General features: G+C 36.3%; 19 protein-coding genes. 15 read left to right on the plus strand and 4 right to left on the minus strand.

The genetic code is table 11. The features are described from left to right. The first annotated feature begins 193 nt into the window (after window positions 1-193). Complete coding sequence (locus bsdcttw_RS13030; RefSeq protein WP_185255302.1) at window positions 194-1,156, plus strand: Gfo/Idh/MocA family protein; 963 nt, start codon at window positions 194-196, stop codon at window positions 1,154-1,156. Window positions 1,157-1,169: 13 nt separating this feature from the next. On the opposite strand, the gene bsdcttw_RS13035 is transcribed toward bsdcttw_RS13030, so the two are convergent. Further along, window positions 1,170-1,739, minus strand: coding sequence for a DNA-3-methyladenine glycosylase I (locus tag bsdcttw_RS13035; protein ID WP_225903649.1), 570 nt, complete (start codon window positions 1,737-1,739; stop codon window positions 1,170-1,172). 316 nt (window positions 1,740-2,055) lie between these two features. Here bsdcttw_RS13035 and bsdcttw_RS13040 point away from each other — a divergent pair, with 316 nt between their 5' ends. Beyond that, window positions 2,056-2,277, plus strand: coding sequence for a hypothetical protein (locus bsdcttw_RS13040; RefSeq protein WP_185255303.1), 222 nt, complete (start codon window positions 2,056-2,058; stop codon window positions 2,275-2,277). Window positions 2,278-2,320: 43 nt separating this feature from the next. Continuing rightward, window positions 2,321-3,100: an InlB B-repeat-containing protein gene (locus bsdcttw_RS13045; RefSeq protein WP_185255304.1), complete on the plus strand. Its 780-nt coding sequence runs from the start codon at window positions 2,321-2,323 to the stop codon at window positions 3,098-3,100. Between the two features lie 86 nt (window positions 3,101-3,186). Here the strand turns inward: bsdcttw_RS13045 and bsdcttw_RS13050 are convergent, their stop codons facing one another. Then, window positions 3,187-5,295, minus strand: coding sequence for a serine hydrolase domain-containing protein (locus bsdcttw_RS13050; protein WP_185255305.1), 2,109 nt, complete (start codon window positions 5,293-5,295; stop codon window positions 3,187-3,189). Window positions 5,296-5,460: 165 nt separating this feature from the next. Between bsdcttw_RS13050 and bsdcttw_RS13055 the strand changes: the two genes are divergently transcribed. From bsdcttw_RS13055 to bsdcttw_RS25510, 12 genes are all read left to right on the plus strand, one after another. Next, window positions 5,461-6,318 (plus strand): Ig-like domain-containing protein, encoded by an 858-nt coding sequence (locus tag bsdcttw_RS13055; RefSeq protein ID WP_185255306.1) that lies wholly within the window; start codon window positions 5,461-5,463, stop codon window positions 6,316-6,318. Window positions 6,319-6,502: 184 nt separating this feature from the next. Continuing rightward, complete coding sequence (locus tag bsdcttw_RS13060; protein WP_185255307.1) at window positions 6,503-7,867, plus strand: MATE family efflux transporter; 1,365 nt, start codon at window positions 6,503-6,505, stop codon at window positions 7,865-7,867. Window positions 7,868-7,993: 126 nt separating this feature from the next. Then, window positions 7,994-8,671 carry a DUF5680 domain-containing protein gene (locus bsdcttw_RS13065; RefSeq protein WP_185255308.1) on the plus strand — a complete coding sequence of 226 codons (678 nt, stop codon included), beginning with the start codon at window positions 7,994-7,996 and terminating at the stop codon, window positions 8,669-8,671. Between the two features lie 183 nt (window positions 8,672-8,854). After that, window positions 8,855-9,844 (plus strand): leucine-rich repeat protein, encoded by a 990-nt coding sequence (locus tag bsdcttw_RS13070; protein WP_185255309.1) that lies wholly within the window; start codon window positions 8,855-8,857, stop codon window positions 9,842-9,844. 24 nt (window positions 9,845-9,868) lie between these two features. Further along, complete coding sequence (locus bsdcttw_RS13075; RefSeq protein ID WP_185255310.1) at window positions 9,869-11,188, plus strand: vWA domain-containing protein; 1,320 nt, start codon at window positions 9,869-9,871, stop codon at window positions 11,186-11,188. Further along, window positions 11,185-12,684: an ATP-binding protein gene (locus tag bsdcttw_RS13080; protein ID WP_185255311.1), complete on the plus strand. Its 1,500-nt coding sequence runs from the start codon at window positions 11,185-11,187 to the stop codon at window positions 12,682-12,684. Before bsdcttw_RS13075 ends, bsdcttw_RS13080 begins: the two co-directional genes overlap by 4 nt. A 195-nt stretch (window positions 12,685-12,879) precedes the next feature. Continuing rightward, window positions 12,880-15,666 (plus strand): EAL domain-containing protein, encoded by a 2,787-nt coding sequence (locus tag bsdcttw_RS13085; protein ID WP_185255312.1) that lies wholly within the window; start codon window positions 12,880-12,882, stop codon window positions 15,664-15,666. Window positions 15,667-15,879: 213 nt separating this feature from the next. Then, on the plus strand, window positions 15,880-17,220 hold the full coding sequence (locus bsdcttw_RS13090) for a metallophosphoesterase (RefSeq protein ID WP_185255313.1): 1,341 nt from the start codon (window positions 15,880-15,882) through the stop codon (window positions 17,218-17,220). Between the two features lie 220 nt (window positions 17,221-17,440). Beyond that, entirely contained in the window at window positions 17,441-17,794 is a 354-nt protein-coding gene (locus bsdcttw_RS13095) for an ArsR/SmtB family transcription factor (protein ID WP_185255314.1), read from the plus strand. Between the two features lie 19 nt (window positions 17,795-17,813). Further along, complete coding sequence (locus bsdcttw_RS13100) at window positions 17,814-18,035, plus strand: cation transporter (protein ID WP_185255315.1); 222 nt, start codon at window positions 17,814-17,816, stop codon at window positions 18,033-18,035. Window positions 18,036-18,048: 13 nt separating this feature from the next. Further along, window positions 18,049-19,893: a heavy metal translocating P-type ATPase gene (locus bsdcttw_RS13105; protein ID WP_185255316.1), complete on the plus strand. Its 1,845-nt coding sequence runs from the start codon at window positions 18,049-18,051 to the stop codon at window positions 19,891-19,893. Between the two features lie 172 nt (window positions 19,894-20,065). Further along, window positions 20,066-20,344 carry a DUF3877 family protein gene (locus bsdcttw_RS25510; protein ID WP_185259805.1) on the plus strand — a complete coding sequence of 93 codons (279 nt, stop codon included), beginning with the start codon at window positions 20,066-20,068 and terminating at the stop codon, window positions 20,342-20,344. A 1,263-nt stretch (window positions 20,345-21,607) separates the two neighbouring features. Here bsdcttw_RS25510 and bsdcttw_RS13125 read toward each other — a convergent pair. Beyond that, complete coding sequence (locus bsdcttw_RS13125) at window positions 21,608-21,847, minus strand: hypothetical protein (RefSeq protein ID WP_185255319.1); 240 nt, start codon at window positions 21,845-21,847, stop codon at window positions 21,608-21,610. Between the two features lie 404 nt (window positions 21,848-22,251). Further along, window positions 22,252-22,635, minus strand: a complete 384-nt coding sequence (locus bsdcttw_RS13130) for a VOC family protein (protein WP_185255320.1) — start codon at window positions 22,633-22,635, stop codon at window positions 22,252-22,254. Window positions 22,636-23,422 lie beyond the last annotated feature (787 nt).

Consider the following 23,422-nt stretch of genomic DNA (forward strand, 5'->3'; position numbering starts at 1 on the left):
AATACCTCCTATCAAATTGAATTGTATATAACTTTAATTGAAAATCCGCAGTTTGTCAACCGATGCACATTTTTTGATATTTTAAGCCATGCTATATATGAAATATTCCATCGACTTTTCATAATCGTTTTAGTAAAATAAAACCATTACAGAAAAATAACAATATCAATTAAAGGAATAGGAGACGATCATTATGTCAATACATTTTGGAATCATCGGTTTAGGTTCTATTGCAAACCGATTTGCATCAGTTTTAAATAAAGCAGAAGATACCGTATTAACCGCAGTAGCTTCAAGAGAAATGAAAAGATCACAAGAATTTGCAAAAAAGTATGGAGCTGCTAAAGCCTATGATAATTATAAGATGTTGATTGAAGACGACGAAATCGATATTATCTATGTTGCACTAACCCATAATTTCCATTATGAGATTGTAAAACAATGTATCTTAAATGGAAAAGCAGTCCTTTGTGAAAAACCCTTTGTAACAACAAAGCAAGATGCTATGGAGCTTATTAACCTTGCCAGGGAGAAAAAAGTTCTTTTAATGGAAGCTATGTGGACTAGATGTATCCCCACCTTTCAAAAGGCAAAAGAATGGGTTGTTAACGGGTTAGTTGGCAAACCTCAACTGGTTCAGGCATCCTTCTGTTTTCATTTTCCCTTTGAAAAGGAACATCGTTTATTCAATCCTGATTTAGCTGGCGGTGCTTTATATGATGCAGGTGTATATCCTTTGGAATTTGCAACAGGTATCTTAGGTGAAAATCCGGTAACCGTTCAGGGAATCGCCCATAAATGTGCTACCGGTGTAGATGACTTTTCTGTTATGAATTTAGGCTTTGAAAGTGGTGCCTTAGCTTCATTATCTTGTGGCTTAAATGCAAGTGTTTCTCAGGATGCATTTGTTTATGGAACAGAGGGAAGAGTTGTAATCTATGATTTTCTTGGTTCCCACAAATGTGAAAGATATGATAATAACAATCAGCTTGTAGAAAGTTTTTCACAGGACTTTGAGGACGGATTTATTTATGAAATCCAGCATATCTGCGAGCTCTTCCGTGAAAACAAATATGAAAGCCCTCTCATTCCCTTAGAAGATACTTTAGCCTGCGCTGAAATGTTTGATACTCTTATTAATCAATGGAACTCTTAATTATCAAAACAATTTAAACTTCATGTAAAGGGCAATCACATAAATGGTCATTTACCATACCAATAGATTGCATATACGCATAGATTATTGTGGTTCCTACAAACTTAAAGCCTAATTTCTTCATATCCTTACTAATAGTATCCGATAAAGGAGTACTCGCCGGGACTTCACTTAAGCTTTCCCAATGATTTTTTATTGGTGTATTGTCAACATAACGCCAAAGAAAATCATGAAATGAACCATATTGATTAATGACATCAAAATAGGCAGCAGCATTTGATATGACAGCTTTGATCTTTAACCTGTTTCTTATAATACCCGGATCTTGGAGGAGTTCTTCTATTTTCCGGTTATCATAATGAATAATAACAGCCGGGTCAAAGTTGTCATATGCTTTATAAAAGTTCTCCCTTTTCCTAAGAATGGTTGTCCAGCTCAAACCAGCCTGCTGACCTTCCAGATTAAGCATGGCAAAGAGCCTGAGGTCATCAAATTCCGGACGCCCCCACTCCTTATCGTGGTATTCCATTTCTTCCTTGCTGCGATTTGCCCAGCTGCAGCGATTTAACTCTAAACTCTCCATATTCATTCCCTTCTGCAGCAAAAACTCTGAATTCAACTGCATCTGCTTTGTTAACGTTAAAATCTCTAAAACTGTTAGCAACATTTTTCCGAAAATATAAGTATGTGTAAGTATTATATCATAGCAGCCATTTATCTGCCAGATTACCCTGCAATTATAATTTAGATACATTTCACTATTTGACGAAAACTGGTAAGAAGTCTATAATATAGATTATCAATAGACTGAGGCTTTTAGCTGAAACGTGATAGTATTATATACCTTAAGATATTATTTAGGTCAAACCACAAATAAGAATGAAAAGGAGATATGGAATATGGAAAAGGATAGGCAGGAAGAGTTCGAATCTATTTTAAATAAATTTGCCGCTTCAGGATGGGACGTTATTGATGCTCCTTCCAAGGCATGGCTGGAAGGAAAAGCAAACAAAGAAGAGCTTATTACAGCTATACGTCAGGCGGATAAGGAATGCGGCAGTTGTGGCTGCGAATTTGATCCGCTTTATAAAAGAGCTTTAGAATTATGCACTGAACTATAATGGACAGCAATCGTCTGGCTTTATAAATGGAGATAACATGCAAATGATGAAAAATAAATTAACAAAACGTCTCTTGGTATTATGCCTTTGTTTATCACTTATAATTGGTATTAGTGGTAATACATCGAAAATATTAGCTGCAACAAATACAGCTAATACCCAAGAAACCGTTACTTTTGACCCCCAAGGAGGAACCGTTGGCACAACCCAGATTACAGCCACTCTTGGGCAAAAATATGGTACTTTACCTGTACCCACAAAAGTGAATTATGTCTTCCGAGGATGGTTTACCTTCCCCTCAGGAGGGACAATGATAAATGCCGATAAACTGGTACGAATAGCCAAAAACCATACCCTTTATGCCCAATGGAACGGTAAGGATTTTACACTTGCTTTAGATGCAAACGGCGGAACTCTTTTGTCGTCTAGCGTTACAGTAAGATATGGAACCAAGTATCTCGGTCTGCTGCCAATACCCACAAGAGCAAATTATGTGTTTAGCGGATGGTATACCGATAAATCAAAAGGTTCTAAAATAATTTCCAGTACAGTATACAAAGATAACCCGCCTAAGAAACTTTATGCCAGATGGACTGAACGGGTGCTGACAATAAAATTTATTGCTTTTAACGGTGAAACCTATGAGAAAGAGGTTACCTGCGGTAAAACATTCGGTACCTTACCTACACCTGTGAAGACAGGATTTACCTTTAAAGGTTGGTACATATGGGATGATGCATCCAAATCAGATGCTACCCCCATAGTAAGTACAACACCGGTTACGGATGAGTCTCCTCAATTATTATTTGCCCGTTGGTATTAACCAATCATAAAAGCCCTGTCTTTCACTCTTTCGCTATCACTGAAAGAGTGGGACAGGGCTTATTTTATTAGATTATTCTGATTAAATTATTTTACAAACTTTACCTGGAAGGTAGAACCGGCATTTCCAATCAAAACTAAGTATCCCTTTTTCGGAAGAGTTACAATCTTATCTTTCTTTATATATGAATAGGCAAGACAAGTTCCGTCTTCCTTATATAACGCATAAGCAGCATCCTTTGGTACTGTAATTGATACTTTTCTGGAAGCGGTCTTAGAATCTATGGAATACCAGGAAGCATAACCCTTTGTATCAATACGATATTTTTGATTAACAGCCGGAAGTGCTTTTATATAATCAGAGGATACATAAACAAAGGCATTCACTTTCATATATTCTGTTGAACCATCCTGAAAGAATGTATAATCTGCTAAGTCTCTTCCGGAACTATCCGGAATCGTTAAGGTGCTCTTTGCCGTATTTTCATCTACAATGGCAGCATTCATCCAGTATCCTTTTAGCTCGTCAAACATCTGTAATTTTGTGAATGGTGCAGAAAAGGCATAGGTTTCAGAACTGTATTTCTCCGTTAGCAGGAAATAATTCTTATCTGACCTTTTCTCCCAGATTTTATTTAATTTTGAAGTGAGCTGATTATCAGAAAGCTTTTCTCCTAAGTAACCGGCAGTCGTTGTTTGCCCAAGGCCCGGCATATTAACATAACCGGAATGATAAAGATAAACATTACCATTTGCATTTTTCTCAAAAGTTACATAATAGCTGCCATCAGTATAGTAGAACCTACCGTTTCCTGTATAATAATATATCTGTGTTGATGATGTGACCAGACTTGAAACAGAGAGCACTCCATCATCTTTCATTGTAATTTTCTCAATGTCGCTGACGTTGCTGTATACACCTTCATACTGCTTTAAATCTTCTGTAATTGTTGTCTTCTTAGGAGGAATAAAGGTTACGGATGGTTTTATCTCACTAATACGCCCTTTGGCTTTTAATGCGGCCAGTAATATATTCTGACCCATAATCTGATCGTAGGTGCTGGCTCCGCCGGAAGAAAGAACCGCCACCGCCATATTCTCATCAGGTAAAACAATCAGGCTGCCATGGTAGAGCAGAGTATCGCCGCCTTTTGTAAGAGCCTTGATTCCATAGCTATCAAAAGGAGATGTATTTACCGTATCCCAGCCAAGTCCATAGGAAAGGGTACTGCCTTCACTTGGCCAAAATCCTCTGCTATATTCCGGATATTTCGTTGCTCCTGCTGCAGTTAAAGACAGTACTGTCTGATCATTTCCGGAAGACATAAACAACTTTGCAAAATTGCAGAGGTCAACAGCAGAAGAATAGATACCGCCTGCTCCTATCGCATGAAAGTTCTCAATCGGTAAAGCTGACGGATAGACGGAGGAATATGTTCCGGCTAAGGCTTCTTTTGATAAATCGTCTTCCGGGGTTGTCGTTTTATTAAGGTTTAGAGGTGCAGCTATTTTACTTTCTATGTACTGGGAAAATGTCATTCCTGTAACTTTCTCTACCAGAATCTCAGCCAGGGTAAAGCCGTCGTTACAATAGACTGAATATGCTCCAGGAGCAGCCTTTAACCTTTGAGTTTTTAAATTCGTAAGGAAATTATCATGTGCACGGTTATCTGTATCTTGTAATAGCAGAACATTGGCTAAGGTACTTCCCATTAGTCCTGAGGAATGGTTCAATAGCATACGAACCGTAATATCTTTGTAACGTTCATCCGCCATTGTAAATTCCGGAATATAGGTAACTACAGGTGTATCCAGATTGATTTTCCCCTGGTCCACAAGCTGCATAACCGCTGTTGTAGTAAAAAGTTTACTGATAGAGCCAATTCCATATATATCAGCAGAAGTACTTTCTGCCGTATGATTACTTTTTATGAATTTGTCAGATTGTATAATATTTCCGTTGTCAATTAATGCATAGGATACACTGTCGGCACCATACAAACCAGTCAGTGCCTTTGCGCCTTTATCCGCTGCAAGCTTAACGGCACCAGCACTTGATTCTGCATTTACCGCAATCGTCGCTACCGATGTGGTATCACTTGCATAGACCCTTTGAGAAGGGGGTAAAAATGCAGTAAACGTTAAAGTTAGTATCAGTGTGATAGAAAAATACTTTTGAATTAATTTCTTTACCATAAGATTTTATAACTCCTGTCCTATAATTTTCTTTACGATTCCGTAAATCCTTGGAAAAGTACTTATAGTATACCATATTGTGAAATATTTGCCATAATTATATGGAAATATTTATAAAACAAGTGTATAATAGGGGAACTGGTATAAAGAAGAGGAGGATTAAAAATGAACCAGATAAAAAGAATAGCAAAAATGCTTTCCATCGTATTAATACTTTCAATGGCAGTGCAACTGGCCCTTCCGGGTTTCTTCACTTCAACTGCTACAGCAGCAACTATTGCAATCTCACCTAAGAAATTAACCCTTGAGGTTGGTAAAACGAAAGTCTTAAAAGTAACAGGCACAAAAGTTAAAGCTACCTGGAAATCAAGTGATGCTAAAATTGCAACAGTAAGTAAGACAGGCCTTGTAACAGCTAAAAAAGCCGGTAAAGCTACTATTACCGCAACTGTTAACAAGAAAGCTTATACCTGCAGTGTTACTGTTAAGGAGAAAAAGGCAAACAATCCGCTTGTTGACGCCGCACCTTTTAAAGCACAAGGGGTTACTTCAGGAAATGTTTCTTACATTTTCCCGAGCAGTTGGAACAAATATGAGGGTGCAGCATCCGGTCTCACACAGATCTTTCTATCTCCCGAAACGATGACTTCATCAACCGATGATCAGACACCATATATTTTGCTCTACTTAGCTGATTTAGCTGCACCTAGTGATGCTGATACCTTAGCCGCTTATTACAAGGAGTTCACTGCGGATACAATTGTTTCCCAATTTGCTCAGTCCGGAATGGATGTTACCGTTAATAATTTTACACTTACAAACTATGCAACTGATTTAGGAATAGGTTATCTGACTTCATTTGACTATACTTATCAGGGTTTAACTGTAAAGCGTAATATTTATGATATCTATACTGATAAAACCTTAATTAAAGTTATGGTATCAGACCCGGGTAAAACAACAACACCTGATCTTAATCAGGTTACTGACTACCTCTTAAAGACCATCCAGATTTCGAAATAAACCATATAAGTAATTATCTTGTACATCCATCTCCATTCATTTATGGCATAAAACCATACTAGGAATAGAGTTTGGATGTACTTTTTTATTGAAAAGAAGATTGATTTTAGAAAGCCTCAGTGTTAAAATCTTATTTATTGGCATAAAAATACAGACCGATTTGGTAAACATTAGAGGATGACAAATGAAAATAGAACATAACTCAAAGATGAGTATTACAGAGGGAGTAATATGGAAACAGATTTTGCTATATTTCTTCCCTTTATTATTTGGAACTTTTTTTCAGCAATTATATAACACGATCGATGCAGTGGTAGTGGGTAGGTATGTTGGAAAAGCAGCTTTATCCGCAGTAGGCGGTGCTACCGGTACCCTTATCAATGTATTAATTGGCTTTTTTATCGGTTTATCCTCCGGTGCTACCGTTATAATATCCCAGTATTATGGCGGCAAGAAAAAAGAAGAAGTAAAAGACTCTGTCCATACAGCAATCGCACTAGCCATAACCGGTGGGTTAATCATTATGCTGATTGGTTTCTTTGGTTCTCCTTACGCATTAAAACTAATGGGTACACCAAAGGAAATCTATCAGGATGCCCTTACCTTTATACGTATTTACTTTCTTGGTACGGTATTCAATGTAGTATACAATATGGGTGCCGGCATATTAAGAGCAATCGGCGATTCTAAACGCCCCCTTTATTTTCTTATAATCAGTTGCGGCGTTAACATTATATTAGACTTACTCTTTGTTGTAGTATTCCATTGGGGTGTAGGAGGAACAGCTGCCGCAACAGTACTTTCACAATTACTTAGTGCCTGCTTGATTTGTATGGTCTTAATGAAATCCGATGACTGCTATAAATTATATTTATCTAAGATAAGATTCCATAAAGAAATTTTGAATAGAATCATACATATTGGACTTCCCGGGGGAGCACAATCACTTATGTATTCCACTTCGAATCTTTTGATACAATCCAGCATGAACAGCTTTAACATCAATGTCCTGGCAGCTTGGACAGCCTATGGTAAGATTGACGGTATTTTCTGGATGATAATGAATTCTTTTGGAGTTTCTGTTACTACCTTTGTCGGACAGAATTACGGTGCCGGCAAGCAGGATCGTGTTCAGAAAGGTATACGTGTCTGCTTTGGCTTTGCCATGGCTTCCGCATTGTTTTTAAGTGTAACTATAAGTATATTTGCAGCAAGCATTATGGGTATCTTCAACAAAGATCCGGCTGTAATCAGAGAAGGACTGAAAATCCTTCATTTCCTTGTACCAACCTATTGCACTTATGTACTGATTGAAATTCTTTCAGGAGCCTTAAGGGGAATGGGGCAGGCGGTAGTTCCTTTCTTACTTACCTTTTTTGGTGTATGTGTACTACGAATTACCTGGATATTAACTGCCGTTCCGGTATGGCATGAAGTACGAACCGTAATATTTTCCTATCCTATGACTTGGTCAGTAACTTCAATACTATTTCTAATTTATTATTTCTATTATAAGAAAAAAACAGGCCTGGTAAACATCAACCTATAACAAATAAATCTGTAATTGCAACCTCCAGTTGCTAGATTGGTCATGTTCAATGGATGGTTCTGTTACCTCCAATATGATATCCTTAATTTATAAGAATCGGATATCTAAATCAGAAAAGAGGACCATATGAACTTTCAAGAGAAATTAATGTTATTAAGAAGCCAGAGGAAACTATCACAGGAAGAGCTGGCTGAACAAATCGGCATATCTAGACAAGCCGTGGCAAAATGGGAAACAGGTAAAGCTATTCCAGATATCGGTAATCTGATACAACTTAGCAAAGTTTTCAATATCAGTATAGACCGTTTGGTGAAAGAGGAGGAGAATAACTGTTCCTTGGAATTTCTGCCGGTAGAAAAAGAAAATCCATCTGATTTCATTGATTTTTTATTGAAAGCTAAGAAATCCACTTATGCCGGATATGGAGCAGAAACTGCTTCAACACGGCCAGCCTCCCATGATCTGAGATATGTTGATGGGAAATACCTCTACTACGACTCTTACTTGGGCAGCGAACAGTTTGCCGGTGAAGAGGGTGTGTGGAAAGACAACAAACCAATATGGGCAATGAATTATTCAGGAAGAGTATTACATGAGGAATTTTCCGGAGATTTCCTCAAGAAATGCCTGTCCGCTGTTTCAAAGGAATTTCCTTTCCGCGGCCCTGCTCTTTACAAAGAAGGAGAGTATACCTATCATTGCTCAATATGCGGTGATTACCCATGGTTTCAAGGCACTGAAGAGATTTTTTGCAGAGACATAAAAGTATATGAATGTTGCTTTCATGGTGGTAATATTCTATAATTGTTTATCCAACAGATCCTTTTATTAATTCAATAAAGGGATCTGTTTTTTTTATCTCTTTCCTTTACTTTTAGTAGAATAGGGAGCCTGCAATAATAAAAGTTCGTCATATTGGTATAGAAACTTAACCACTTTTGGAGTATAATAGGCATCTGAATAAGGATATACTAGGAGGCTGTGCCAATGAATGATGAGCTCTTTGGCTCTCTAACTATAAAATACCATGTAAAAGACAATCAGGCAGTCATATTATCCTGTACCGGAACAAGCGGTTATATAAAACTCCCAGATAGAATAGATGATATTCCGGTTACAGAAGTGGGTCCCTACAGTTTTTCTTCGCCAGAGTCTTTATCTGTTAAAAATCATGAAGAAGATATAAAAGAATACCATTACCAGGGCTTAGATGCTCCTTTTACAACGATGGAACTGCTCTATGGAAAGAAAGTAAAGGAAATCTTTTTACCGGATGGAATCTCCAGAATTGATGAATATGCTTTTTACAATTGTACGGAATTGGAGACTATTCATTTAGGCTATGGAACGATAGATTTTGGAAATGGTGCATTTATGAATTGTGATAATCTAAAAAATCTTCATTTTCGAACCCTTCCTGAGACGAATACAGGACTCTTTGGCTTCTTGCGGGAACTACAGGGAGAACTTGTAGTCTCTTTTGAAAAGGGTGGAAGAAGAGCTGAATTTATCTTTCCTGAATACTTTGAGGAGTCCGTCGAAAATACCCCTGCTCGTGTATTTCACTATTTAATCCACGGAGCCGGTTATCGTTACCGCCAGTGTCTTAAAGCTGGAATTCTTGATATCCCTGAATATGATGCTTTATTTTCAGCCCCTGAGATACAGACAGAAGAAGATACCGCTCTTTCCATAGCTTTGTGCCGTTTAAGGCATCCTTATGAGCTTTCAGATGTTTATAGACTGAAATATATCTCCTTTCTAAAAAAGCACGGAAAGCTTACAATAAAACGCTACCTTCAGGATAATGACGCCAAAGGGTTTATCGCGCTAAGAAAAGATGGAATATTAACAGACGATTTGATGGATTATGCTATAAAGAAAGCAATAAAGTATAAACAGCCGGAATGCATTGGGATCCTCTTAAATCTTCAAGAGGAGGCTTCCAGTAAGAAACATGACAGATTTGAATTATAACAAGCAGATGAAAGGAGTGGTGCTATGGGAACAGATGGCAATAACACGGAGATTAGTACAGCAGACATTCTGATCTCTTCCAGAACAGAATTAAGTGTTTATATGCGTTATCTGAACCTCGCTCTTAGCGCTCTTAGATTTGAAGAGAAGGAGGGTATTCAATTATTGGGTACGGACGGAAATACCCTTTTCTTTAGTCCCTCACTTTTATTGGAGGAATATAAAGCAGGAAGAATCTGGGTGAATCGAGCCTATCTGCATCAGATACTACATTGTATTTACAGACATCCTTTCAGACCATATGGAAATAACAAAAGGCTTTGGGATATCTCCTGCGATATTGCAATGGAGTATATCATCGATTCCTTCCGATATCATTGTGTCAGGATGTCCGGTACCAGATACCGAAGAATATTCTACGAGAATCTAAAAGGAAAAATAAAAATTCCTACCGCACAGGCAATTTACAAGTTATTGGAGCCTTTGGATATGTCCGATAAGGAATATGAACAACTTGAATTTGAATTCCGAAAAGATGACCATTCCTTCTGGGCCGAGGAAGAGAAAAGGGAGGTTCCCCTTCCCGACTCTGCGGAGCAAAAATGGCAGGATATCAGTGAAAAAACACAAACTGAACTGGAGACCCAGGCACAGGATGTATCAGAAGAAGTAGAAGGTTTTCTCGAACAGTTAGAAGTTGAAAACCGTAAAAAGCATGACTATCGAAGCTTCTTACGCAAATTCTCCATAATGAAAGAAGAAGCTGTGCTGGATATGGATTCTTATGACTTAAGCTTCTATACCTATGGTTTATCTCTCTATGGTAATATGCCCTTAATAGAATATCAGGAATCAAGGGAAAGTAAGCGAATTGAAGATTTTGTCATTGCAGTAGATACCTCTATGTCTTGTTCAGGAGAATTAGTTCAGGAATTTTTAATGCAAACTTACAAAGTGTTAAAAGAATCTGAGAGCTTCTTTAAAAGAACAAATATACATATTCTGCAGTGTGATGAAACAATACAATCCGATGAAGTAATCCACAGCGAGGAAGAGCTGGAGGTATACATGCAGCAGCTTCAGCTAAAAGGCGGAGGAGGAACTGATTTTCGGCCGGTTTTTGCTTATGTGGGAAAGCTTCTGGAAGAGAAAGCCTTTCATCATCTAAAAGGACTCTTGTATTTTACAGATGGCAAAGGTATCTATCCAAGAAAGAGACCGCCTTATGACACAGCCTTTGTATTCCTGAAGGAAGACTACACGGATGCAGATGTGCCACCCTGGGCAATGAAACTGATACTAAATCCAGAAGACCTTAATATGACCAAAGGAGAATTGGAATGAATATAAAGCGCGCGAAAGAAGAAATCATGAATACCGTGAAGGCTTATTTAAGCAAAGATGAGAACGGTAATTATAAAATAGCAGAAATCAGGCAGCGTCCAATATTTCTGATGGGACCTCCCGGTATCGGAAAAACACAGATAATGGAACAGGTGGCGGCGGAATGCGGCATCGCACTGGTATCTTATACAATAACCCACCATACCAGACAAAGTGCAGTGGGTCTGCCTTTTATTGAAAAGAAAACTTACGGGAAGAAAGAATATTCTGTGACGGATTATTCCATGAGTGAGATAATAGCTTCGGTATACGATAAACAGGAGAGAACAGGCCTTACTCAGGGCATCTTATTTATTGACGAAATAAACTGTGTATCTGAAACTCTTGCTCCCACCATGCTCCAATTTTTACAATATAAAACCTTTGGTAATCAGAAAGTGCCGGAAGGCTGGATTATTATTGCTGCCGGAAATCCCCCGGAATACAATAAATCCGTCAGGGAATTTGATACCGTTACCTTAGACCGGGTTCGTAAGATAGAGATAGAACCGGATTTTCAAGTTTTCAAAGAATATGCTTACAAACAGGAAATCCACCCCTGTATTCTTCATTATCTGGACATTCGCAGAGAAAACTTCTATCGTTTTGAAACAACCCCCGACGGAATTTTCTTTGCTACGGCAAGAGGCTGGGAAGATTTATCGGAGATGCTTCTCGTATGCGAAGAACTACACATGCCCATTGATGCCGAGTTCGTATATGAATACATCCAGCATGATCACATTGCAAAAGACTTTTCAAATTATTATGAATTATACAACAAATACAAAAAAGACTATAAGATAGAAGAGATAGTTCATGGCAGTTACTCAACAAAGCTTATAGAAGAATTAAAAGTAGCTCCATTTGATGAAAGACTTAACCTAACTTCCCTGCTTCTTGGAAGATTGAGCCGCTCTTTCTCTGAAACCCAGACCTTGGAGAAGTACACAGAAGTACTTTATTCATTTTTAAAGGAATTTCTGTCCCAAGTAACTCTTATTGAAACCAGACCTGATATCTTATTAAAAGAGATGATTGAAAAGAATGAAAAGGAACTGGAAGCATTAAAACAAGAAGGCTTAATAACCCGAAAAGAAGCGGCTATTAAGCTGAAAAGCCTTTCTTCCTTTAAGAACTACCAGGAGGTCTTAAGGACGAACAAAGAGAATTCCATTGATGCAAGAGATATTGTAAAAGAACTTTTTGCTGTTGAAAAAGAGACTCTTGCAAGTAAAATTCAAACCACCTCTGCTGAATTAGAGAATGCATTTGGTTTTATGGAAAAAGCTTTTGGTGAAGGACAAGAAATGGTTATATTTGTAACAGAATTATCCGTAAATTACTACAGCGCTGCATTTATTGCCGCAAATGGAAGCGCTAAATTTTATGAATACAACAAAAATCTTCTCTTTGGAGAGCGACGGGAAGAGATTATTCGTAATATTGAAAAATAAGTAACTAATGTATTAAAATACTAAATTTGACATTTTCATCCACGGATATATTTACTATTTTGTCGATATATGGTATTATATTTGAAATAAATAGAATATATAAAGTTTCATTCTGCCTTTAAGTAATGCATGCAAACAGCTCTAAAAGTCTGGATTATAGAAAGGCCGATATCTGGATAACAGGAGGAAACATCTATGGAAATGTCAGATAATTTCAGCCATGTGATTATTACAAATATGATCAGCGGCTATGCGCTCCACAGTATTATCACCGACGAAACCGGCAGACCTATTGATTATCGGTACATAGAAACGAATAAATCCTTTGAACGTTACACAGGACTTAAGAGTGATGAAATCATTGGTAAAACCATCCTTGAGATAATGCCTCAAATAAATGAGGATACCATTAACTGGATTCAATTTTACGGACAAGTTGCTCTAACTGGTACAGCAGCCAGTATCGAACAATATTCCAAAGTTTTTGACCGCTGGTACAAAGTGAATGCTTACTGTCCCGAGATAGGTTACTTTGCAGTTATTTTCTTAGATATAACAGAGCAGAAAAAACAAGAAGATGATCTGCGCCAAAGAAACAAAGACTTAAGCCTTCTTTCAGCAAAGCAATCCTCTCTGTTACATGATTTGGAAGTCTCTGACGCAAAGCTTAAAAAAAAGAATGAAACTCTGGAAGCTCTGAGTGAAGAGTTATTAAAAAATGAGCTTCGTCTAAATGATGCACAAAAGATTGCAAAAGTAGGAAATTGGGAACTGGAGTTAAAAACCCAGATGCTATGGGCTTCTGAAGAAGCTTTTCATATCTACGGCATTCCCAGAACATCTCCCGTAATTCCGAGATCAAGAATATTGGATATGCACCAGGGTGAGTATAAACGTATTTCCGATAATGCACTTTTTAAATTAATATCGGAAGATGCACCCTATGACTTCCAATATGAAATTATTTCAGAGGATGGAGTACATAAATATCTTCGTTCCCTAGCTACCTTAGAAAGAGATAAAGATGGTACTCCGTTACTTTTAAAAGGAGTCATCCATGACATTTCCGATGATGTACTGCACGAACGTGAATTAATCAAGAAGAATGAAGAACTATCCTCTCTCTACGAAGAAATATTAGCTTCTGAAGAAGAATTAAGGCAGCAAAACGAAGTACTATTCCAGAAAAACGAAGAGATTACCGCACTTTATGAGGAAGTTACCGCCCAGGAAGAAGAGTTAAAGGCGAACTATGAACAGTTGAATGAAAGTATGGAAAGACTGAAAAAGAGTGAGGCAATCAATACTGTCATTCTGGAAACTTCTTCGGAAGGTGTTTGGCAATATGACATTAATAATGACTTATTTTCAATTTCGCCTCATTTTGTAAAATCCTTAGGATACGCACCGGAAGAAATATCTGTTGTCACAGATATTGTTAAAATTGCTCATCCTGATGATACTCTTATGGCTCAAGAAGTCTTTTATCACCATTTGGTAAATAATACAGATAAATTTAGTTTAGAATACCGCCTCTTATGTAAGGATGGTTCTTGTAAATGGGTAAGATCAACCGGAAAGGTGCTAAAGAATCTAAATGGCGAACCTTATCTGATGGCTGGTTCTTACCTCGACATTACCAAATTAAAAGAGCAGCAATTCGAATTGGAATATATGGCATATCACGATATTTTGACCGGACTTCCAAACCGGACACTTTTTCTGCAAGAGTTGGAGAAAGCTCTGGCGGCTTCAAATAAAAACGATAAGCAAGTTGCTGTTATCTTTATTGACCTTGATAATTTTAAAGATGTCAACGATACCCTTGGACACAGTACCGGTGACCTCCTGCTGAAGACCTTAGCTTTCCGGCTCAAAGACCAGATACGGAAACAGGATATGTTAACAAGACTCGGCGGAGACGAATTTGCTGTAATGATTCAGGATATTGATTCAGAAGATGAGGTCTATGAATTCTGTCTTCGTATCAAGGATAAAATACTTGAACCTTTTAAATTCAATGGCTCCCGCTTCAACATCAGCCCAAGTGTGGGAATTGCAATGTATCCCTCTAATGCTAAAAATGGGGAAGAACTTCTTAAAAATGCAGATACTGCCATGTATCGTTCAAAAAATATCGGCAAGAATACCATACAGTTCTATCAGGATTCAATGCGAACTGATATGCTCAGAAGACTTTCCGTTGAAGGAAGCTTAAGAGCTGCTATTAAGAAGAAGCTCCTGACACTTCATTATCAGCCCCAGATATGTTTAAAAACCGGAAAAATCAGAGCTTTTGAGGCTTTGATTCGCTGGACGGATGATATACTTGGTATTATTCCTCCCACCGAATTCATTCCCGTGGCAGAAAGCGCCGGACTGATTGTTCCTCTGGGAGAATGGATTCTAAGAGAAGCATGTGAAGAGGCGATCCGATTAAATAAATTCCGGAATGATATACTGATGTCTGTTAATATTTCTGCAGTACAGCTAAAACAACTTGATTTTGTCAAACTTGTAAAACGCACTTTAGAAGAAACCGGTTTAAAACCTGAACTCCTTGAACTGGAAGTAACCGAAACAACCTTAATCAGTTCCTTTGATACTACCATAATAATGTTTGAAGAATTAAGGAAACTCGGTGTTAAGATATCTTTAGATGACTTTGGAACCGGTTATTCTTCCCTAAGCTATCTTAGAAAGCTTCCTATAGATACTCTGAAAATAGATAAAAGCTTTATTAAAGATCTTGATAGGGAATGTATTGAAAAGGAGATTACTGAATCCATTGTATCTCTGGTACATAAGTTAAATATTGAAGTTATCGCAGAAGGTGTTGAGAATGGGAAACAATTAGCCTACTTAATGAAATGTAATTGTGATAATATCCAAGGTTACTTAATCAGCAGGCCAATCCCGGCAATTGATGCAATGAAATTAACAGACAAAAACTTTATGGCATATATCGGTGTACAGTTATAGCTAAATTAATAAAACTGAAGTTAACAAAATAGCAGCTCGAACGATTTGTATGAAAAGAGCAGTATGTGTAAGAGGAAGTACTCAAACACAGCACTGCTCTATATTTTTCTCTGTAATAAGCTCTTTGTTATAAAAAACCATGCTATTGCATATTTTACATAGTAACTATTAGAGACAGGGTTTTAAATTAGCGAATGAAAATAAGGAGGGGACATGTCCTCAAAAAATATAAGACAATTACTTACATTATGTTTCTCAATCTCTTTTCTACTTACAGGCTGCAGTAACTATAAAGCAACCCCTATTGAATCTGGTAAGGATCTTTCACTATTCGTCACGTCGGATGTCCATTACCTGGCAAATAGTGTGCACGACGACGGAAAAGCTTTCCAGGATTACTGCACTAACAGTGACGGAAGGATGCTCTACTATTCAGACGATATTATTAACGCTTTCGGAGCAGATGTGCAGGAAGATAAACCGGATATCCTTATCATAAGCGGAGATTTGACAACCAACGGTGAAAAGCAAAGTCACCTTTCCCTGGCAGACAAATTGAAGAATATAGAAAAGACTTCCGGAACGAAAGTTTATGTTATACCTGGTAATCATGATATCGAAAATCCCTGGGCAAGAGGGTTTAAAGGTGATGAACGTTATAAGATCGACTCTATCAGCGCAGCTGATTTTAGTAAAATATATAAAGATTTTGGCTATGGTGAAGCAATCTCAAGAGATAGCGGTTCCTTAAGCTATCTGGCTGCTCCATCCGATGATGTTTGGCTTCTTATGCTCGACACCTGTGAATACCGCCTGAATAAAAATGCAGGTATTCCTGTAACTAATGGTGAAATCAAAGACACCACCTTAAAATGGATAAAGAAATGCAGTAAGATGGCAAAGAAAAACAACGCAAGAATTATTACCGTCATGCATCATAATCTTTATAACCACAGTTCAAAAATATATTATGGATTTACCTTGGATAACAGCAATGAAGTAGAGAAAGTTTTTAGAGAATGTAACCTTAACCTGGTATTAAGTGGTCACTTACATATCCAGGATATCCGGCATGGAGGAGAAGGAAATGAACGGATATATGATATTGCAACAGAATCCCTGCTTATGTATCCTATCCAATATGGTATCATAAACTACAGCCCTCTTAAGGGTTTTGATTATAATACGACTCAGGTTAATGTGGAAGACTGGGCAAAAAAGAATGGAATAAAAGATAGTAATCTGACTGATTTTATGGCCTTTTCCAGACTATTTCTCACCGATAATAGTTATAATAAAGCTTATAATGCCGTGTCCCAAACTGGTCTTTACTCTGAAGAGGATGCAAAAGATATGGCTGAAACAATAAGCTTTATAAATGTTAATTATATAAAAGGCACCGTTGCAGATGTTTTAGCGGATGTCGAGGCTTCAAACGGCTATAAACTCTGGTTAAAAGCCGACGGAATCGAAGCCATCGAAAATTTAAGAGCCTACCTTCTCAGTATGATTCCCCATACTGAAAATGATAATAATCACCTGCATTTGAATTAAGGACTTTTAATAAATTAATATAAAAAGTAAATCATCATAAAAGCAAGCCAAATGAAGGATAGTATGTTCCTTCATTTGGCTTATTTTTTAATCTTAAATATTTTTATAATTTTTTCATATTTATTGGTATTTCCTCTTGACAGTTGAGCATGTATTCAACTATAATAATATCAACAGTTGAACAATCGTTCAATTATCAAATGAAAGGCGGTGTTATTCAATGCGTGAAGCTGATTGTGATTGTGAAGTAATTCATGCTGAGGTAGTAGAAGCGGTCAGTAAGGTGATGCCGATCGATGATGAACTATATGATTTATCAGATTTTTTTAAAGTATTTGGAGACAGTACCAGAATCAAGATAATGTGGGCATTGGATGAAAGTGAAATGTGTGTATGTGACCTTGCAGTTCTTCTTAACATGACAAAGTCTGCTATATCACATCAACTGAAATCATTACGGGCTGCCAACCTTGTGAAATATAGAAAAGAAGGCAAAGTAGTATTCTATTCCCTTCAAGATGACCATGTAAAGGGAATTTTGGAAAAAGGGTTAGAGCATATAAGAGAAAAATAAAATAATAGGAGGATTCGTTATGAAAAAGACATTTAGATTGGAAGGTTTAGACTGTGCAAATTGTGCAGCGAAAATTGAGACAGCAGTTGGTAAATTGGAGGGTGTGAAGGAAGCCACTGTTAATTTTATGACCACCAAAATGGTTATTGAAGCAGAAGATGAGAAGATGACAGAAATAATAGCCGAAGCCGAAAAGCTTGTTAAAAAAATCGAGCCCGGAACTGTTATGAAAAAAGCATAAAAGGAGCAAAATCATGAAAAAGCGCCTTTATCGAATCATTATTGGAGCTGTATTTTTCATCGCAGCTTTATTGATAAACATTGATGTTTATTGGATAAAACCAGTCCTATTTCTAATCAGCTATATTATAGTCGGTGGTGATGTAGTTATAAGAGCTGTTCAAAACATTATACACGGCAAAGTTTTTGATGAAAATTTTTTAATGAGTATTGCAACCATTGGAGCATTTTTTGTAGGCGATTTCCCTGAAGGTGTTGCCGTAATGCTTTTTTACCAGGTTGGTGAATTATTTCAAAGCTATGCAGTTAATAAGTCAAGAAAATCCATTGCTTCTCTGATGGATATCCGTCCTGATTACGCCAATGTTAAAAGAGAGGATGAACTTGTAAAAGTTGATCCCGATGAAGTTCAAATCGGAGATATCATTGTAATAAAAGCAGGAGAGCGGGTACCTCTTGACGCCACAATTATAGAAGGTAATTCTATGGTCGATACTTCAGCTCTTACCGGAGAATCTGTTCCCCGGGAAGTCGAAGTCGGAAATGAAATCCTAAGCGGTTGTATCAACATTAACGGAGTAATTACTGCAAAAGTTACAAAAGAATATGGTGAGTCTACTGTAAGTAAGATACTTGATTTAGTTGAAAATGCAAGTAGTAAAAAATCAAATTCAGAACAGTTTATTACTAAGTTCGCCAGATATTATACCCCTACGGTAGTTATTATTGCAGTTTTGATAGCATTGATTCCGCCAATAATAATAAATGGTGCTACTTTTAGTGATTGGATATATAGAGCCTTATCCTTCCTTGTGGTTTCTTGCCCCTGTGCTTTAGTCATCTCTATTCCCTTAAGCTTCTTTGGAGGAATAGGAGGTGCATCAAGAAAAGGAATTCTAGTAAAGGGAAGCAACTACTTAGAAGCCTTGGCTAAAACAGAAATTGTAGTATTTGATAAGACGGGTACCTTAACAAAAGGTGTTTTTCGTGTTCAAGAAATCCATTCAGAAGGTTATTCAGAAGAGGAACTATTAGAATTAACAGCCTATACCGAAAGTTATTCCAACCATCCAATCTCTCTGTCTCTTAAGAGTGCCTATGGTAAAGAAATAGACAATAGCCGTATTACTGACATAGAAGAAATATCCGGTCACGGTATCATTGCAGTTGTGGACGAGAAAAAGGTAGTAGCCGGTAATAGTAAATTAATGCTTAAGATGAACATACCTTACTATGAAGGTGAATTAATTGGCACAGTTGTACATGTAGCGATTGATAACCAATATGCAGGTTACATTATAATAGCCGATGAATTAAAATCAGATTCCACTCAGGCAATAAAAGCACTAAAAGCAGCCGGTATCAAACAAACAGTTATGCTTACCGGGGATACCAAAAATGTTGCATCAAAAGTTGGTGAAACTTTAGGACTTGATAAAGTATATTCTGACTTGTTGCCGGGAGACAAAGTTGATAAATTAGAAGAGTTGTTTGCACAAAAACCGGCTAATAATAAACTAGCATTTGTAGGTGACGGTATTAATGATGCCCCGGTATTAGCCCGTGCTGATATAGGGATAGCAATGGGAGCATTAGGATCGGATGCCGCAATCGAAGCTGCTGATATCGTAATTATGACGGATGAACCTTCTAAAATAGCTACAGCGATAAAAATATCTCGGAAAACCCTTAAAATAGCCCAGCAAAATATGATATTTGCAATTGGTATAAAGATTTTATTTCTTATATTGAGTGTTTTTGGTATATCTACCCTTTGGGAAGCAGTATTTGCAGACGTAGGTGTTACTATAATCGCTATTATAAATTCTTTTAGAGCATTAAATGTCAAAAATATGTAAGTGTTTTAATAAACGAAAATCCTGAAACAGCCAATATTATAAATTGGCTGTTTCATTCATTGTAATCTAAAAATGGATTACAGATAAACAGATTATTAATATATTAAGTATTTAATAGATATAGTTCTGTGAGTATGTTAAACCCAGACTTGGAAATGTAACAAATTCGAATATTGATACGCGGTTTTGCTTTGTGGTTCCTTCCAATGGAGTAACTTATGTGCACGAGAAAATTGAAGATAGACCTTTCTTAAAGGAATTCATCAAAGCAATTAGTGAGCAAGATCAAACATTATCTGAGATATTAAGTATTTTTCATCGATATTCAGATTGTGTAATATGTAATAAAATGGATAATGGTGAATTTGATTATTTGATTTATTTCAGTGATGGATTACCGGATGCCTATATGTATTGTTTAAAATTTGAAAATTGTTGTCATTTACTTTAACATAGGTTTACCAAAGCTGATTACGTCAACTTTGGTTTCTAGTTTGCTGGATAATAGCATAATAAAAGTACAATATGAGATAAGCGTTTTATTATGTAGATATATCTATTGTAAAAAGTGTATATTTGGTATTTTAAATAATTCTGTAAATATATAAGAATTCGTGATTTATGTGGCCTATGATCTAAGATTGTTTCATCTATTCGTTAAACTTGCGTTTTGCGAATAGTTTATAGTCGCTCTATCTACAATAATATATATATTGGTTTCGGAATGTCGATAGTCACAAAGTTTAAACAATGTTAAATTGTAATATGATGAAGTTCAACGTAATAATGCTAAATGATTAAATTCTTCTCTCCTACATTGTAATTAGCTTAATGAAAGAAAAGTAAACGATTATTCTATATCTTCTTTAATAAATAACCAAAGATTCACATCATGAAACTGTTTATTTATGTAAGATCGTTTACGCAAGCAACCTTCAAATGAGTATCCGGCCTTCGCTAATGAACCATTTGAGGCTTTATTTTCAATATTTGCATAAGCTTCAATTCGTTCCAGTTTCATATTATTAATAGCAAATTCATTACGGCTTTAATACATCTAGTATTAATTCCTTGATTCCAATACTTACGGCCTAAAAAATATCCAATGGTAACGTATTGTTGTTTTGAAAGTCAAATAGATGAATTTGCCCTATCGCTTTCCCATCGCAATCAACTACCCATGAATAATCTCTTTTCGCTCTAAATGATTTTATTCTGCTTTGTAGGACCTTAATAAACTCATCATTATATTTATCTCCTGGGTAGGAGTAACCTCCAAAGTGTTAAAAAGCTTCGATGTCGTGGTATATATTGAAGAAATCTTTTGCATCATTGTCTGGTACATGTTGATGTAATCGTAAATGAGTATCAATCTTAATTTCATGGAACTCCTTAAAATTATCATTAAATGACATATCACTCTATCTCTACTTTCTTGCCATTAATTATTAATCCCTCAACAAGACAATTTGTTATATGAACATTCTCTAGATTGCTGAAAGTTATACTAGCTCCTTTTAAGTTTACATCATTGATCGTAGCTTGAAACATTTAACTGTGGTAAATTCGTTTTTTCGGAATAAAGTTAACTAAATTGAACATTGTTCTCTTCTATCACTTCAATAAGTCAGTATTTCATTCAAAAAAATTGTAGACTAAAATATGGCTTTCTACCAATCTCATTAACGAAGAGATGCGTTTGAGAAGAAATAAATTAATATTTTTTATATTTTTTTAAACTATAAATATAACAGCACCAGACTATGGGAATGAAAATTAAAGTAGGAAATGTTAGAAGAGCTGCTTTTAATATATTATAATAATCATGATTTATTATATCTAAAATTAAGTTTCCATAAGGTCCTAGGCAAACTAATGTTAATAAAATTACTGGAAGGAGTTTTGGTTTTGTATGTTTTTCTTGAGTATTTAGCAAATGTTCCTTTTTATTCATCAAATATTACCTCTTTATCATTTATTATCCGAATACTAATCCGTTGTTTCTTGTTTTACCCCACCAGGCATCTGCATAATCCAATTTCCGTTGTTGTCAACTGTTTGAATCCCTTTTAATGACCCGTTGGCACAATAAAAATAGTGTAATTTAGTAGTTCCTTTTTTCTCATAAAGTAACAGTCCATTTAAATATTCATAATTGGTTTTGATTCCGTTTACAGTTTTTGTTACTCGAAGTCCATTTTCGTCATAGGTATTTGATGCGGTTAATCCATTTCCAGTTATTGATTTTAATTCTCTACCATTGTCCCAACCAAAAGTATAACCATTATAGCTGAATTGATCCTGATAAATATAATGGGAAATATCATCGACTACTTGATTTGCTTATTTGCGGAAATGTTATTTTTGTTTCATTCCAAAAGCAATCCACCGTCCGTCAATATCTTCTAACACAAATTCTAAATTATTATAATCTGTCATATGGAGCGGACGAACAATTTTGGCTCCTTTACTTATGAATTCATTTTGTAATGCTTCTTGATTGTCCGTAATAAAATACGAATCTTCCCCATACCCGTAGAGTTCTCTATTTGTATAGATTTTTTCACTATTTGCTCTAGTCAATATTATTTCCACACGATCACGGTAAAGGCATATGTGGGGTTCTTTTACATCTAAATATTTAACCATTCTAAATCCCATAACCTCGTTATAATACTTCGCGGTTTCTTCGATATTCAGCGTTGGGAACACTGCAAGTATTGAATGAAGAAGTTTTTCCATATATTATTTCTCCCTTTTATGACCCAATATAAATACTGGGTATCAAATATAATCTTTTTAATGACTGCCTATAAATATAATGGGAAGTTCAGCTGTCTTGAAATTTTATATAAATCTTTTTACTATTTCTAATATGCTTATAGTTCACATGATATTCTACCATATATCTCAACCATCTTCATCGTACTTACCAATTCGCGTTTTAATAAATCGCGTTCATTACGCTTCAATGACATATTCGTCTCATTAAGAAATGCTTTGTCAATGTATTTTTTACGCAAATATTCTTTGGGAAATATGTAAGTTCCCTTTTCAGTTTTGAATTGCTCAAAATGATTTAGGCAGTCGTGAAGCCACTTAGATTTGTGCGCTATTTTGAAATGGGACATAAAGTCTAGGTAATCAAGCAATGGGTACGGACATGATTGAATGGGACGATTCTCGATTTCATATAAAGGTAATGTCGGGCTCCAACCGCACGAATGATATATCCGTCGAGCTTCAACCCATATCAACCCGTATCCTTCACGTATTTTTTGAAACTCTGGGTTGAGTATATACGTAACAATGTCATTGATTTTTTTCGTTTTCTCAGTGTCGGTACATAAATTCGTATAATACCCTAACGACCAAATATCGTAAATGGTCGGCAGGGGTTTGTCGGCAGACAAATTGAATGGGTTCAATTCGTTTTTCAAAACACCAATTTCATCCCATATTTGAGGTTTTTTGGGCAGATTACTTTCTCTTGATAAATATCAAATAGGTTTTCCTTTGCAGCCTTATG

This window comes from Anaerocolumna chitinilytica (genome assembly GCF_014218355.1).
Taxonomy (GTDB): Bacteria; Bacillota; Clostridia; order Lachnospirales; family Lachnospiraceae; genus Anaerocolumna; species Anaerocolumna chitinilytica.